The organism is Kitasatospora sp. NBC_01302 (assembly GCF_035976515.1).
In the GTDB taxonomy this organism is placed as follows: domain Bacteria; phylum Actinomycetota; class Actinomycetes; order Streptomycetales; family Streptomycetaceae; genus Kitasatospora.
In genome coordinates this window covers 8,126,325-8,138,761 of record NZ_CP108404.1, presented here as the reverse complement: position 1 = coordinate 8,138,761, position 12,437 = coordinate 8,126,325, and the positions used below count along the sequence as shown (strand labels likewise).

11 protein-coding genes are annotated in these 12,437 nt (G+C 72.8%); 6 read left to right on the top strand and 5 right to left on the bottom strand.

The genetic code is table 11. The features are described 5' to 3' along the window. Positions 1 to 49: 49 nt before the first annotated feature. On the bottom strand, positions 50 to 232 hold the full coding sequence (locus OG294_RS35500; RefSeq protein WP_327070673.1) for a thiazolylpeptide-type bacteriocin: 183 nt from the start codon (positions 230 to 232) through the stop codon (positions 50 to 52). Positions 233 to 409: 177 nt separating this feature from the next. Here OG294_RS35500 and OG294_RS35495 point away from each other — a divergent pair, with 177 nt between their 5' ends. After that, positions 410 to 1,675, top strand: a complete 1,266-nt coding sequence (locus OG294_RS35495) for an amidohydrolase (protein WP_327070672.1) — start codon at positions 410 to 412, stop codon at positions 1,673 to 1,675. Between the two features lie 18 nt (positions 1,676 to 1,693). Here OG294_RS35495 and OG294_RS35490 read toward each other — a convergent pair whose 3' ends face one another. Beyond that, positions 1,694 to 2,323 (bottom strand): DUF1707 SHOCT-like domain-containing protein, encoded by a 630-nt coding sequence (locus OG294_RS35490; RefSeq protein WP_327070671.1) that lies wholly within the window; start codon positions 2,321 to 2,323, stop codon positions 1,694 to 1,696. Positions 2,324 to 2,477: 154 nt separating this feature from the next. On the opposite strand from OG294_RS35490, the gene OG294_RS35485 reads away from it, so the two are divergent. Both OG294_RS35485 and OG294_RS35480 read left to right on the top strand, forming a co-directional pair. After that, the gene (locus tag OG294_RS35485) at positions 2,478 to 4,823 is read left to right on the top strand and encodes a molybdopterin cofactor-binding domain-containing protein (protein WP_327070670.1); all 2,346 of its coding nucleotides are present in this window, start codon (positions 2,478 to 2,480) and stop codon (positions 4,821 to 4,823) included. 42 nt (positions 4,824 to 4,865) lie between these two features. After that, complete coding sequence (locus OG294_RS35480; RefSeq protein ID WP_327070669.1) at positions 4,866 to 5,342, top strand: (2Fe-2S)-binding protein; 477 nt, start codon at positions 4,866 to 4,868, stop codon at positions 5,340 to 5,342. Positions 5,343 to 5,449: 107 nt separating this feature from the next. Here OG294_RS35480 and OG294_RS35475 read toward each other — a convergent pair whose 3' ends face one another. After that, complete coding sequence (locus OG294_RS35475; protein WP_327070668.1) at positions 5,450 to 5,917, bottom strand: hypothetical protein; 468 nt, start codon at positions 5,915 to 5,917, stop codon at positions 5,450 to 5,452. 244 nt (positions 5,918 to 6,161) lie between these two features. Next, positions 6,162 to 6,620, bottom strand: a complete 459-nt coding sequence (locus OG294_RS35470; RefSeq protein WP_327070667.1) for a hypothetical protein — start codon at positions 6,618 to 6,620, stop codon at positions 6,162 to 6,164. A 273-nt stretch (positions 6,621 to 6,893) separates the two neighbouring features. Between OG294_RS35470 and OG294_RS35465 the strand changes: the two genes are divergently transcribed. Together OG294_RS35465 and OG294_RS35460 are read left to right on the top strand one after the other, a co-directional pair. Then, on the top strand, positions 6,894 to 8,507 hold the full coding sequence (locus tag OG294_RS35465) for a peptide chain release factor 3 (protein ID WP_327070666.1): 1,614 nt from the start codon (positions 6,894 to 6,896) through the stop codon (positions 8,505 to 8,507). Positions 8,508 to 8,636: 129 nt separating this feature from the next. Further along, positions 8,637 to 9,419: a COG4705 family protein gene (locus OG294_RS35460; RefSeq protein ID WP_327070665.1), complete on the top strand. Its 783-nt coding sequence runs from the start codon at positions 8,637 to 8,639 to the stop codon at positions 9,417 to 9,419. Positions 9,420 to 9,490: 71 nt separating this feature from the next. On the opposite strand, the gene OG294_RS35455 is transcribed toward OG294_RS35460, so the two are convergent. Beyond that, on the bottom strand, positions 9,491 to 11,554 hold the full coding sequence (locus OG294_RS35455; protein WP_327070664.1) for a hypothetical protein: 2,064 nt from the start codon (positions 11,552 to 11,554) through the stop codon (positions 9,491 to 9,493). 225 nt (positions 11,555 to 11,779) lie between these two features. Here OG294_RS35455 and OG294_RS35450 point away from each other — a divergent pair, with 225 nt between their 5' ends. Next, positions 11,780 to 12,412: a GNAT family N-acetyltransferase gene (locus OG294_RS35450; protein ID WP_327070663.1), complete on the top strand. Its 633-nt coding sequence runs from the start codon at positions 11,780 to 11,782 to the stop codon at positions 12,410 to 12,412. The last annotated feature ends 25 nt before the right edge of the window (positions 12,413 to 12,437 follow it).

The following is a 12,437-nucleotide window of genomic DNA, read 5'->3' as shown; positions in this document are numbered from 1 at the left end:
CCCCCGGCCGCTGCTCGTACCGGGGGGCCGCCGGGGCGGTGGCGCTGGATCAGGCGGTGCAGCTGGTGGTGCTGGTGGTGCTGGAGCAGGTGCTGGTGCTGGAGCAGCTGGTCGACGAGCCGAGCATGACCTCGCTGGTGTCCGAGTAGTCGCTGATCTCGAAGGTCTCCGACTCCAGGTTCAGGATCTCCTCGGCCAGGGAGGCGAGGGAGTTTTTCTGCGGGGCAGCCATGGGGACTCCTTCGTACGGCAGTTGGGACGGGCCGGGATCGCGGTCCCCTCGAACAGGTACCCACCATCCCGCACCACCCTTTCTACGCCGCGCCGCTGGCACCTCCGGCTGCCATCCGCTGGCACTCCACTGACCACCCACCGCCGACCCGTTCACCCCGAGGACAGGAGAGACCTCATGACGACGACCAGCGCCCTCACCCGGGCCGCCGAGCTCTACCTCGAACTGCACCGCGATCCCGAGCTGTCCGGCGCCGAGCAGCGCACCGCCGCCCGGTTCGCCGACTGGCTGACCGGCACCGGCTACCAGGTCGTCCAGGGGGTCGGCGGCCACGGCGTGGTCGCCGCCCTGCGCAACGGCCCCGGCCCGGTGGTGCTGCTGCGCGCCGAACTCGACGCGCTGCCCGTCGAGGAGCGCACCGGCCTGCCGTACGCCAGCACCGCCACCGCCCGCACCGCCGACGGGCGCACGGTCCCGGTGATGCACGCCTGCGGCCATGACGTGCACCTCGCCTGCGCGGCCGGTGCGGCAGCCGCGCTGGCCCGGGCCCGCGACCGGTGGCGCGGCACCGTCCTGGTGGTCGGCCAGCCGGCCGAGGAGACCCTGCGGGGCGCGGCGGCAATGCTGAGCGACGGCCTCTACCAGCGCTTCGAGCCGCCCCAGGTGGTCCTCGCCCAGCACACCGCCCCGCTGCCGGCCGGCCTGGTGGCCCACGCGTTCGGCCCGGTCACGGCGGGCAGCCGGACCCTGCGGCTGGTGATCCACGGCCGGGGCGGCCACGCGGCCGCCCCGCACCTGGCGGTGGACCCGGTGGTCGCGGCAGCCGCCGTGGTGCTGCGGCTGCAGGCCGTCGTGGCGCAGGAGACCAGCCCCGCGGAGCAGGTGGTGGTGACGGTCGGCTCGCTGGAGGCGGGCAGCGGGGGCAACGTGATCCCCGACCGGGCCACCCTGACGGTGACCGTGCGGGGCTTCTCCGAGCAGGTGCTGGACCGGGTCGGCGCGGCCGTGGTCCGGGTGGCGCGCGGCGAGGCGGCGGCCTCCGGCTGCCCGCGCGAGCCCAGCGTCGAGGAGATCTCCCGCTCCGGGGTCAACCTGCCCGACCCCGCTCTGACCGAGGCGGTGCGGGCCGCGCACCAGAACGCCTTCGGCACCGCCCGGGTGGCCCAGTGGCCGCCGGCGCTGGCCACCGAGGACTTCCCGCTCTTCGGCGAGGCCGGCGTCGACCTGCACGGGGTGCGCGGCATCCGGACCGCCTACTGGATGCTCGGCATGGTCGGCGCGCGCCAGTGGGCCCAAGCCCCGGGCAGCGGCCCGGCGGAGAAGATGGCCGCCCTGCCGCCCAACCACTCCCCCGAGTTCCGCCCCAGCGTCCGGCTCACCCTGCAGACCGGCATCACCGCCCTGGTCAGCGCGGCCACCGCCGCGCTGGGGCCGGGCGACTGAGCGGGAGCTGACGCTGCGTCAGCGCGCGGTCGTGCCGGGGTGCGGGCGGCGCAGCAGCCAGGCCCAGAAACCGCGGCGCGCCGGCCGCGCCACGATGTGGCCGCTGCGCACCGACCCGGAGATCTCCACCCGCAGGGTGGTGGGCCCCTGGTCGCCCGGGGCGCGCTTGACCTGGACGGCGCCGCTGGCCACGCTCACCTCGTCGACGTCCACCATCATCCCGGGCCGGGTGATGATGACCAGCGACCCGCTGCGCACCTCGGCCTCGATCCGCAGCACCGGCTGGGTGATCACCGCCTCGGTGAAGTCCAGCTTCACGCTGCCGCTGGCCACCGTGACGTCGAAGGCCCGCGGCACCACCCAGCGGCCGACCCGCTCGGTGTGGCCGCTGTCGCAGTCGATCCGCACCAGGTCCTTGACCTCCGGCGCCGTCGAACCCACCACCACGGGCAGGTCGTCGACCAGCACCGCGAGCTCGCTGCCGGTACGCGCGGTCAGCGCGCGCTCCAGTCGCTCGTCCAGCTCCGCGGCCGTCAGCCGACCGTCCCCGGCAGCGACCCGCAGCAGCTCCGCCACCCGGTCGCGCTCCTCGTACGACACCCGCAGTTCCGGCCGGCGCTGCCCGCCCGGCGACATCTCACCCGTCATGGCAGGTACCTTATGCGCTCGCCTCGGAGGCGGTGTACTACCAGCGGGTAGCCGATCGGCACCCCGGCGCGGCAGCCCCACCCGCGGGCCCCTAGGCTTGGCGCGATCATGCCCCGCCCGCCGGTCGGCAGCAGCCACGTCAGAAGGAGAGTTGATGCACGCTCAGGGCTCGCAGCCCCCGCAGGCCGACGCCGACCGGGACGCCGAGGGCGGGCTGCGCCGCCGGCGCTTCCTCGGCTACGTGGTCGCGGCGCCGACGCTGCTGGTGGCCGCGCCGCTGGAGGAGGCGGTGCTGGCGCCGACGCCGGCCGCCGCGGCCGTCCCCTCGCTGCCCGAGCCGGCCGACATCCTCGACCTCACCGACCTGCTCACCACCGCGGCGCTGCCGACCTCCGGCCTGATCGGCATCCAGCTGAACGCCGACGGCACCGCGACCTTCGCCCTGCCCCGCGCCGAGGTCGGCCAGGGCATCACCACCTCCACCGCGATGCTGATCGCCGAGGAGCTGGACATCCCGCTCTCCCAGGTGCGGATCACCCTCGCCGACGCCCGCCCCGAGCTGCTCTTCAACCAGCTCACCGGGGCCTCGAACACCACCGTCTCCACCTACACCCCGGTCCGGGTGGCCGCGGCGATCGCCCGCCAGCGGCTGCTGGCCGCCGCCGCCGACCGGTTCGGCGTCCCCGCCACGACGCTGACCACGGCCGCCGGCGTGGTCAGCTCGCCGAGCGGGCAGCGCGCCGACTACGGCTCGCTGGCGGTGCAGGCGGCCAGCGAGGTCACCATCCAGGTCGGCGTCCCGCTCAAGCAGCGCTCGGACTTCACGGTGATCGGCACCGATCAGCAGCGGATCGACGCGCTGGACATCGTCACCGGCCGCAAGCAGTTCGCCATGGACCTCGCGGTGCCGGGCGCGCTGCCGACCATGGTCTGCCGGCCGCCGACGGTCAACGGCACCCCGCTCTCGGTGCAGAACCTGGCGGCGGTGAAGGCGATGCCGGGCGTCACCGACGTGGTCGTCGTCCCGACCGGCCTGGCGGTGCGCGCCACGACCTTCGGGCAGTGCATCGACGCGGTCCGCGCCCTGCAGGTGACCTGGGGCCCGGGCACCGAGGACGACTCCTCCGACAGCACCGTGCTCCAGGAGCTCCGAGCGGCCGAACTGCCCTTCGCCGTCCCGCCGGTGAACCTGCTGGCGAAGACCATCGAGGCCGAGTTCACCTTCGCCTTCGCCAGCAACTCGGCACTGGAGCCCAACTGCGCGATCGCCGACGTGCGCCCGGGGCGGGCGGAGGTGTGGGGCTCGCTGAAGTCGCCGATCGTGGCGCAGGGCGCGATCGCCGCCAAGCTGGGGCTGCTGCCGAGCGCCGTCACCGTCCACGTCACCCAGGGCGGCGGCTCCTTCGGCCGCAAGCTGTTCTTCGACGCGGCTCTGGAGGCCGCCGAGATCTCGCAGCTGATGGGCAAGCCGGTGAAGCTGATGTGGCACCGTACCGACGAGTTCCGCCAGGGCCGCACCCACCCGATGTCCGTCTCCCGGGTGCGGGCGGTGCACGCGCTGGGCCAGGTGCTCAGCTTCGAGCAGCGGCACACCTCGGTGGCCACCGACTTCAGCCACGGCCTCGGCGAGATCATCACCGCACTGGTGGCCAAACTGCCGGTCGGCGACATCGGCTTCTCCGAGACCATCTTCGAGCTGAGCCAGGAGACGCCCTACAACTTCGGCCTCACCACCCAGCTGCTCAGCGAAGTGGACAAGGGCTTCAACACCGGCAGCATGCGCGGCATCTACTCCCCCAATGTGCGCTGTGCGCAGGAGTTGATGGTCGATCAGCTGGCCGCCGCGCTGGGGCAGGACCCGTACCAGTTCCGCCGCCAGTCGCTGAAGGACGAGCGGGCCGTCGCGGTGCTCGACCAGGTCGCCCAACTCGGCTCCTGGGGCCGCACGATGGCGCCCGGCACGGCGCAGGGCATCGCGCTGCACCCCGAGTACCACAGCGTCGCCGCCGTCCTGGTCGAGATCGACTGCACGCCGCAGACCACCGGGCGCCGGATCCCGGACGCCTGGACCGGGCCGCGGGTCACCAAGGTGGTCTGCGCGGTGGACGCCGGGATCGCGGTCAACCCGCTGGGGCTCAAGGCGCAGATGATGGGCGGCATCATGGACGGCATCGCGCTCGCCCTCTCCTCCGGCCTGCACCTGGAGAACGGCGTGTTCCAGGAAGGCAGTTGGGACAACTACTTCTACACCAGGCAGTGGAACACCCCGCCGGACCTGGAGATCGTGGTGATGCCGCCGAGCAGCGACACCCCCGGCGGGGCCGGCGAACTGGCGGTCGGCTCGGCGATGGCCGCGGTCGCCTGCGCCTACGCCCGCGCCACCGGGACCATGCCGACCAGCTTCCCGATCAACCACGCGGCACCGCTCGCCTTCGATCCGCTGCCGACCTCGCCGCCCGTCCCGCAGTCCCCCGTCGACGGCCTGACCCGCGCCTACTGAGCCACGCGTACCGTCCCGCGCCTACTAGGAGTTTCGAGAACCGTGCCCCAACACACCTTCATCCTCAACGGCGCGCCGGTCACGGTGGACGTGGAGGACGACGTCCGGCTGCTCTGGGTGCTGCGCGACGTCCTCGGCGTCACCGGCCCCAAGTACGGCTGCGGGCTGGGCGTGTGCCAGGCCTGCACCAGCCACATCAACGGCAAGGCGTTCAACCCGTGCTCGGTGCCGGTCAGCGCGGTGCAGCCGACCGACCGGATCACCACCATCGAGGGCCTGCCCGCCACCGTCGGCAAGGACCTGCACCCCATGCAGGAGGCCTGGCTGGAGTTCGACGTGGCGCAGTGCGGCTACTGCCAGCCCGGACAGATCATGGCCGCCGTGGCCAAGGTCCAGCAGGCCAGGGCGGCCGGCCGCGAGATCGGTGACGCCGACTTCGACGAGATCCGCAACATCTGCCGCTGCGGCACCTACGTGCGGATCCGCGAGGCGATCGCGGCCGGTGCGAAGAACTTCTAGGCCGGGTCCCGGAAGAAAGCCACCATGCCCGCCCGGCCGGCTCCCGGCCCGCGGACATGCCCGCCGGGCCGGCCCGGCGGGCATGTCACGCGAAAACCGCGGTATTCCTAGTACCAGCGCTGATTCTGGTTGTTGTAGTCGGTGCCGTTCACGTAGACGCTGCCCAGGCTGTACGCGCCGGTCCAGTCCAGGAAACCGCCGCTCTGGACGTTCTGCAGCTTGAATCCGGAGCCGGTGTAGATCTCCCGCCAGCGCTCGTAGGAGTTCGTGCCGTCCCGGCCCGAGTTGCAGTTCTCCGTGTACGCCTGGCTCCCGTAGCCCGTCAGGCAGCGCCCGAACCGGTCGACCTCGTTCCAGGTGCCGTCACTGTTCTGGACGTCGTGCCACTCCCAGCCCACGGTGCTGGCGCCCACGGCACCACCACCGGGCTGCGAGCCGAGGAAACAGCACTGATCGTTCGTGCCGTTCTTCCAGGTGATGGTCCCGTCCGCGTGGGCGGCGCCGGTGAAGCCGATCAGCAGGGCGGGAACGGCAGCAGCCGTCGCGAGTGCCTTTACGGCATGCTTCTTGAACATAGTGATTCCCCCTGGAAAAGTCGATTCATTTTGTCGGCTCGAAAAGAATGGGTACACCGTCTTCAAGGTGCACCTTGAGCGAACTTGCCGAACGCTAGCACAGCTCCATATCTGTCAATATCCGACTGTTCGCACATTGACTGGGTTTGCCCCCCGCTCCGCATACCGGACGCGCACCGCCGCCGGACATGCGAAAACCAGCCATTCACACGGCTGGTCTGCGCACACCAAAACACCGGGCGGATCAGCCCACCACGACGGTGACCTTCCAGCGGACCACGACGTGTGAGCAGACGACGCCCGGGGTGGGCACGCAGCGGCGCTCGGCGGTGATCTGGCCGCTGCCGCCGCCCTGCGCGGTGAACGCGGCCCAGGCGCTGCCGTCCGGTGCGGTGCCGCCCGCGGTGCGCTGCAGCACGGCGCTGTCACCGGCGGTCGGCTCGGTCCAGGCCAGGGCGGCCTCGCCCGCGGTGGAGCCGGTGAGCCGGACGTCGATCCGGTCCCCGACCGCCACCCGCACGGTCTGACCGTTGCTGTCATTGGTGAGCACGACCTCGTCGGTCACGCCCTGCGGCGCGGCGTGCAGCGCGCCGGGAACGGCGGCGGGGGCGGCGACCGCGGCGGGGGCGACCGCGCTCAGCGCCAGCGCTGCGCCGAGGGTCACCGCGGCGAGCGGGGTGGTCAGGTACTTCGTGGCGTTCATCGGGCGCTCCGGGTACGGGGAGAGGGGACGGGGCACGGGCAGCACGGACGGCTGCCATCCGTATACCGGCCCCGACCCCGGCCCGGCCCGCCGCGCCCGCCGGTTCACCGGATCGCGTGAACGACCGCGTGAGAGACGAAGCCGACCGGAAGAGCCCGCTCCACCATTGGGTCTAATAGACTCGCCCCTTGGGCCTGCGGACCAGACGTCGGGCTCACAGGTGCGGGGAGGCTTCCGCCGGGCCTGCTGCCTATCCGCGTCCGAGGGAACACGTTGAGCAACGAACAGTCCATCTCCGTCCGTCAGGTCCTGGACGAGGCCGGCCGCCGCCGGACCTTCGCCGTGATCAGTCACCCGGACGCGGGCAAGTCCACCCTCACCGAGGCGCTGGCCCTGCACGCGCGGGCGATCACCTCGGCCGGCGCCGTGCACGCCAAGGGCGGCCGGCGCGGCGTGACCAGTGACTGGATGGAGCTGGAGCGCGAGCGCGGCATCTCGGTGACCTCGGCGGCGCTCCAGTTCGAGCACCGCGGCCACATGATGAACCTGGTCGACACCCCCGGCCACGCCGACTTCTCCGAGGACACCTACCGGGTGCTCTCCGCCGTCGACTGCGCGATCATGCTGGTCGACGCGGCCAAGGGCCTGGAGGAGCAGACCCGCAAGCTGTTCGCGGTCTGCCGCCACCGCGGTGTCCCGGTCATCACCTTCATCAACAAGTGGGACCGCCGCGGTCGCAACGCGCTCACCCTCCTCGAGGACATCGAGACCGTCCTGGGCATCACCCCGGTGCCGGTGGTCTGGCCGGTCGGCGACGCGGGCAACCTGCGCGGCCTGGTCGAGGCCGGCAACACCGACGAGATGCTGCGCTACACCAAGGTGCCGGCCGGCACCCACGCCGCCCTGGAGGAGACGCTCAGCGCCGAGCAGGCGATGGCGGAGGAGGGCGAGGACTGGACGAACGCCCTGGAGGAGCTGGAGCTGGTGCTCTCCTCCGGTCCCGGCTACGACCAGGAGGCCTTCGAGAGCGGCAAGATCAGCCCGGTCTTCTTCGGCGCCGCGCTGACCAACATCGGCGTCAAGCTGCTGCTGGACGCCGTGGTCGACCTGGCCCCGGCGCCGGGCCCGCGCCCGATGGTCAACGGCAGCGCGCGCGAGGTGGCCGAGGACTTCTCCGGCGTGGTCTTCAAGATCCAGGCCAACATGGACCCGGCGCACCGCGACCGGATCGCCTTCGTCCGGGTCTGCTCCGGTGTCTTCGAGCGCGGCATGAACGTCACCCGCGCGGCCAGCGGCCGCTCGCTGACCACCAAGTACGCGCACACCGTCTTCGGCGCCGAGCGCACCGTGGTCGACACCGCCTTCCCCGGTGACGTGGTGGGCCTGATCAACGCGGCCGCGCTGCGCGTCGGCGACACCCTCTACGTCGGCAAGAAGGCGGAGTTCCCGCCGCTGCCGGCCTTCGCTCCCGAGTACTTCGCGGTGGCCCGGCCCAAGGACATCAGCCGCTCCAAGCAGTTCCGCCGCGGCGTCTCGCAGCTGGACGAGGAGGGCGTGGTCCAGGTGCTGGTCTCGGACCGCCGTGGTGACCAGGCGCCGGTGATGGCCGCCGTCGGCCCGATGCAGTTCGACGTGGTGCTGCACCGGATGGAGCACGAGTTCTCCTCGCCCATCACGCTGGACCACCTCAGCTACCGGCTGGCCCGGGTCACCGACCCGGCCGGCGCCGCCGAGGTGGGCAAGTCCCGGCTGACCGACGCCGAGGTGCTCACCCGCCGCTCGGACAACGTGCTGCTCGCGCTGTTCGGCGACAAGTGGCACCTGAACGCCTTCCAGCGGGCCAAGCCGGACGTGCTGCTGGAGCCGCTGATCGCCACCGCGGACTGACCTGCCCGCACAACGCCCTGCCCCGGTCCGGTGAGCGCCCGCCCACCCGGCCGGGGCATCGTCGCACTCGCGTCCACACAATGTCTACAAACTTGTAGACGCTCACCTTGGTGTGCCATCCTGCCGCCCATGACGACCACCCATCCGCACGTCAGCACCCCGGCCGGGGCGGGCCTGCGTGTGATGAACAAGGTGCCAGAGGCGACCGCGACCTTCTGGACCATCAAGGTGCTGACCACGGGCATGGGCGAGACCGCCTCCGACTTCCTGGCCCACCTGCTGAACCCGATCATCGCCGTCGGCATCGGCGGCCTCGGCCTGCTGATCTGCCTGGCGCTGCAGTTCACCGTGCGGCGCTACATCGCCGCGGTGTACTGGGCCGCCGTCGTCATGGTCAGCGTCTTCGGCACCATGGCGGCCGACACCCTGCACGTCGCGCTGCACGTGCCGTACGCCGCCTCGGCACCGGCCTTCCTGATCGCCCTGGTGGCCGTCTTCGCCACCTGGTACCGCACCGAGGGCACGCTCTCCATCCGCAGCATCCGCACCCGGCGGCAGGAGACCTTCTACTGGGCCACCGTGCTGGCCACCTTCGCGCTCGGCACCGCCGTCGGCGACCTGACCGCCACCACCTTCGGCTGGGGCTACCTCACCTCGGGCATCGCCTTCGCCGTGCTGATCGCGCTGCCGGCGCTGGCGCACCGGCTGGTGGGCCTGGGCGCCGTGCCGGCCTTCTGGATCGCCTACGTGCTGACCCGACCGCTGGGCGCCTCGTTCGCGGACTGGATGGCGGTCTCGCACGACCGCGGCGGCCTGGACCTGGGCCTCGGCCCGGTGACGCTGGGCTGGACGGTGGCGATCCTCGCCCTGGTCCCGTTCGTCGCCGGCCGCCGCGGCGAGGCCCGTCGCTGAGCTGCCGAACCCCTCGTGACACCGCGTGCGGTGCGGGCGCCGACCGGGCCCGCACCGCACGCGGTGGCGTTTCAGGAGCGGTGCGGGCGCAGGGTGACGCTGAGGATGGTGCGGTACTCCGCGGGCGCCGCGGCCGCGACGGTGTAGCGGGCCGCCGGATCGGTGCCGTAGACGCTGCCGGTGGTGGGCAGCGGCTTGGGGGTGGAGTAGCCGGCGAAGACCATGGTCAGGCTCCCGTTGTCGTTCTGCACCACGGTCGGGTCGTAGACCCGGCCCGCGTAGTAGCCGGCCACCTCCAGGGCACCGCCGGTGGCCGCCTGCCGGGCCAGCGGGGCGAAGGTGTAGTCGGTGCCGAGCAGCTTCTGCGGCGCGGACCAGTTCTTCCCGTCCTTGGAGGAGGAGTAGAAGATCTGGTTGAACGCGTCGCTGTCGCCGTCCGAGGCGTAGGCACCGGACAGGAAGAGGCCGTAGCTGCCGTCCGGGTTGGTGACCACGGTGCCGCGCGAGCCGATCCAGCGCAGCACGCTGTCGCTGGTGCTGGTCGGGTCGCCCAGGCCGGCGACCTGGCCGAGGTCGGTGAAGTGCAGGCCGTCGGTGGTCCAGGCGGCGCGCACCACGGTGTAGTCCTCGTTGTTGCCGAAGAGCGACTTGGGCTTGTCCTTGCCCTCGCCGATCGCAGCGAGCTGCGCGTAGGGCACGGTCGCCGCGCCGGGGGCCCCGACGCTGCTGCCCTTGGCCACCGCGCCGCTGCCGCCGGTGCAGCCGGTCAGCGCGGTGGGCGCGGTGCCGGTGCAGGTGACCTGGACGATGCCGGCGGCGGTGCCCAGGCTCACGGTGACCGACCCGCCGGCGGGCTTCAACTGCGAGCTGTCGGCGACCGGGATGCTGGCGGCGGGCAGCGTGACGGCGGCCGTGGTGGTGGTCGGCGTGAAGTAGTCGACGATCTTCTCGGTGTACAGCACCGCCACGCTGCCCTTGGGCGCGCCCGGGTAGTGCGGCAGGGTGCTGATGATGCCGTCGGGGGCGATCAGGCCCGAGGTCTGCTGCGCGGTCGCCGGGATCACCGCGTCGGCCTTGACCGCGTCACCGGCGGCGATGCGCACGCCGCCCGGGGTGCGGGTGGTGCAGCCGGTGAAGGCGGTGGCGGTGGCCGCGTTGTCGTTGCAGTCGACCGTGACCCCGTCCACCGAGAAGTGACCCGGCTGCTCGAAGTCCGCGGTGCTGCCGACGTCGATCGTCACACCGTCGCCGCCGGGGCCGGCCGGCACGCTGACGGCCGCCGTGGCGCTGGTGGCGCCGCCCATGCCGACCGGCTCCGCGGCGGGCAGGCCGGCCAGCGGGTCGCCGTCCTTCGGCGTGAGGTGGTGGACGATCAGGTTGGTGCCCAGGGTGTCGCCCGAGGGGCGGGAGAGCGTGTACAGCACCTGGCCGCGGTGGCCGGTGCCGGCGTAGTCCGGCACGTTCAGCACGAAGGCGTGGCCCTGGCCGTCGTCGTTGGTGTTGCCGTCGGGGCACAGCCCGGCGTTCTGCTCCAGCGCCTCGCCGGCGTACTTCCAGGTCTTGCCGTGGTCGGTGGAGGTGGCGGCGACCACCGCCTCGTCACCGTCCTTGGGGCGGTAGTCGAACAGGCCGTCGAGGGTGCGGCCGCCGTCCTGGCTGGTGACGAAGGGGAAGTAGTACGGCTGCATCGGCAGCGTGCTGCCCTGGGGCTGGCGCAGCACCGCGCCGGTCTCGGGGGCCGATCCGCCGCTCGCGCAGTAGCCGGTCAGCGGGCCGGGGCTGCCGGTCACGCCGCTGGCGGCCGGCACCGCGCCGGAGCCGGCCGGGTCGACGGCCAGGTTGGGGTAGCTCACCCCGCCCGCGGTCACCGTGCCGGTGCCGCCGCCGGAGTAGACCGGCAGGCTGTTGCTGTACGAGGTGCCGAGCGTGAGGTCGCCCTGGGCGAGCGTCCAGGGGCCGCCCTTGACCCGGTCGACCGACGGCGCGCCGACGGTGTAGCTCACCGGACCCCGGTGGTGGCCGCCCCACCAGCCGTCGTCCGGGCCGGCGGCCAGGGCGGGGCTGGTGGTGGCGGCGAGTGCGGCAATGGCGGTCGCGCCGACGGTGATGGCCGTCCTGGCCTGGCGACGAGGCATCGGTGTTCCTCCCGGTTGCGCCCGTGCCGGGCCCGGGGGTGGGCAAGCCGTACGAGGTCAGCCGTGATCCTGGCCGCTCGCGGCGCCGGGTGGCAGGGGATGGCGGCAATGTTCACCAGGCGTTCGCCGCAGGGCCCATGACCGGTCGTCGGGCCCACAGCCGACATCCAGCGGGCCCGGAAAATCCGGCTACCCGGCGGCACCTTGATCGGGTAGAACGTCACGATGACCACTCAACCGACCTCCGCCGCACCGGCCTCCCCCGCTCCCGCGCCGCGGGCCCTGACCCCCCGCACCCTGACGGCGGGTGAGCTGCTGCTGCGGCCCCTTGCCGAGGGCGACGAGCCCGCCGTGGCCGAGGCGCTGCGGGATGCGGAGATCCTGCGCTGGGCCGCGGGCCGGGCCGTCACCGGGGCGCCGCAGGCCGAGCGGGGCCGGCGCTGGCTGGAGCCGCGGCTGGCGGGGTGGGCGTCGGGCAACGCGTGGTTCGCCGTCACCGAGGCCGAACAGGGCCTGCTGCTCGGCGCGTTGAGCGTTCGCGAGGTGGACCGGCTGCCCGACCAGGCGGTGGTCACCTACTGGGTGGCACCCTCGGCCCGCGGACGCGGCATCGCCGCCAAGGCGCTGGAGGCGGCGGCCGGTTGGGCGTTCACCGGGGTGGCGCAGGGCGGGCTCGGGCTGCACCGGATCACCCTGGACCACGCGCTGCTCAACACCGCCTCGTGCGCCGTCGCCACCCGCGCCGGGTTCCGCACCGAGGGCACCATGCGGGACTACTACGTGGACACCACCGGCCTGCGGCACGACTCGCACCTGCACGCCCGGCTCGCCACCGACGCGCTCACCCCCGCTGCCTGAGCCGCCACTTGACCCGCTCGACGGC

Bases quoted from the DNA above. Each gene is read 5' to 3' on its own strand.
- OG294_RS35450 (WP_327070663.1), top strand. From the start codon at position 11,780: ATGACCACTCAACCGACCTCCGCCGCACCGGCCTCCCCCGCTCCCGCG.
- OG294_RS35495 (WP_327070672.1), top strand. From the start codon at position 410: ATGACGACGACCAGCGCCCTCACCCGGGCCGCCGAGCTCTACCTCGAA.
- OG294_RS35490 (WP_327070671.1), bottom strand. From the start codon at position 2,323: ATGACGGGTGAGATGTCGCCGGGCGGGCAGCGCCGGCCGGAACTGCGG.
- OG294_RS35485 (WP_327070670.1), top strand. From the start codon at position 2,478: ATGCACGCTCAGGGCTCGCAGCCCCCGCAGGCCGACGCCGACCGGGAC.
- OG294_RS35470 (WP_327070667.1), bottom strand. From the start codon at position 6,620: ATGAACGCCACGAAGTACCTGACCACCCCGCTCGCCGCGGTGACCCTC.
- OG294_RS35455 (WP_327070664.1), bottom strand. From the start codon at position 11,554: ATGCCTCGTCGCCAGGCCAGGACGGCCATCACCGTCGGCGCGACCGCC.
- OG294_RS35460 (WP_327070665.1), top strand. From the start codon at position 8,637: ATGACGACCACCCATCCGCACGTCAGCACCCCGGCCGGGGCGGGCCTG.
- OG294_RS35500 (WP_327070673.1), bottom strand. From the start codon at position 232: ATGGCTGCCCCGCAGAAAAACTCCCTCGCCTCCCTGGCCGAGGAGATC.
- OG294_RS35475 (WP_327070668.1), bottom strand. From the start codon at position 5,917: ATGTTCAAGAAGCATGCCGTAAAGGCACTCGCGACGGCTGCTGCCGTT.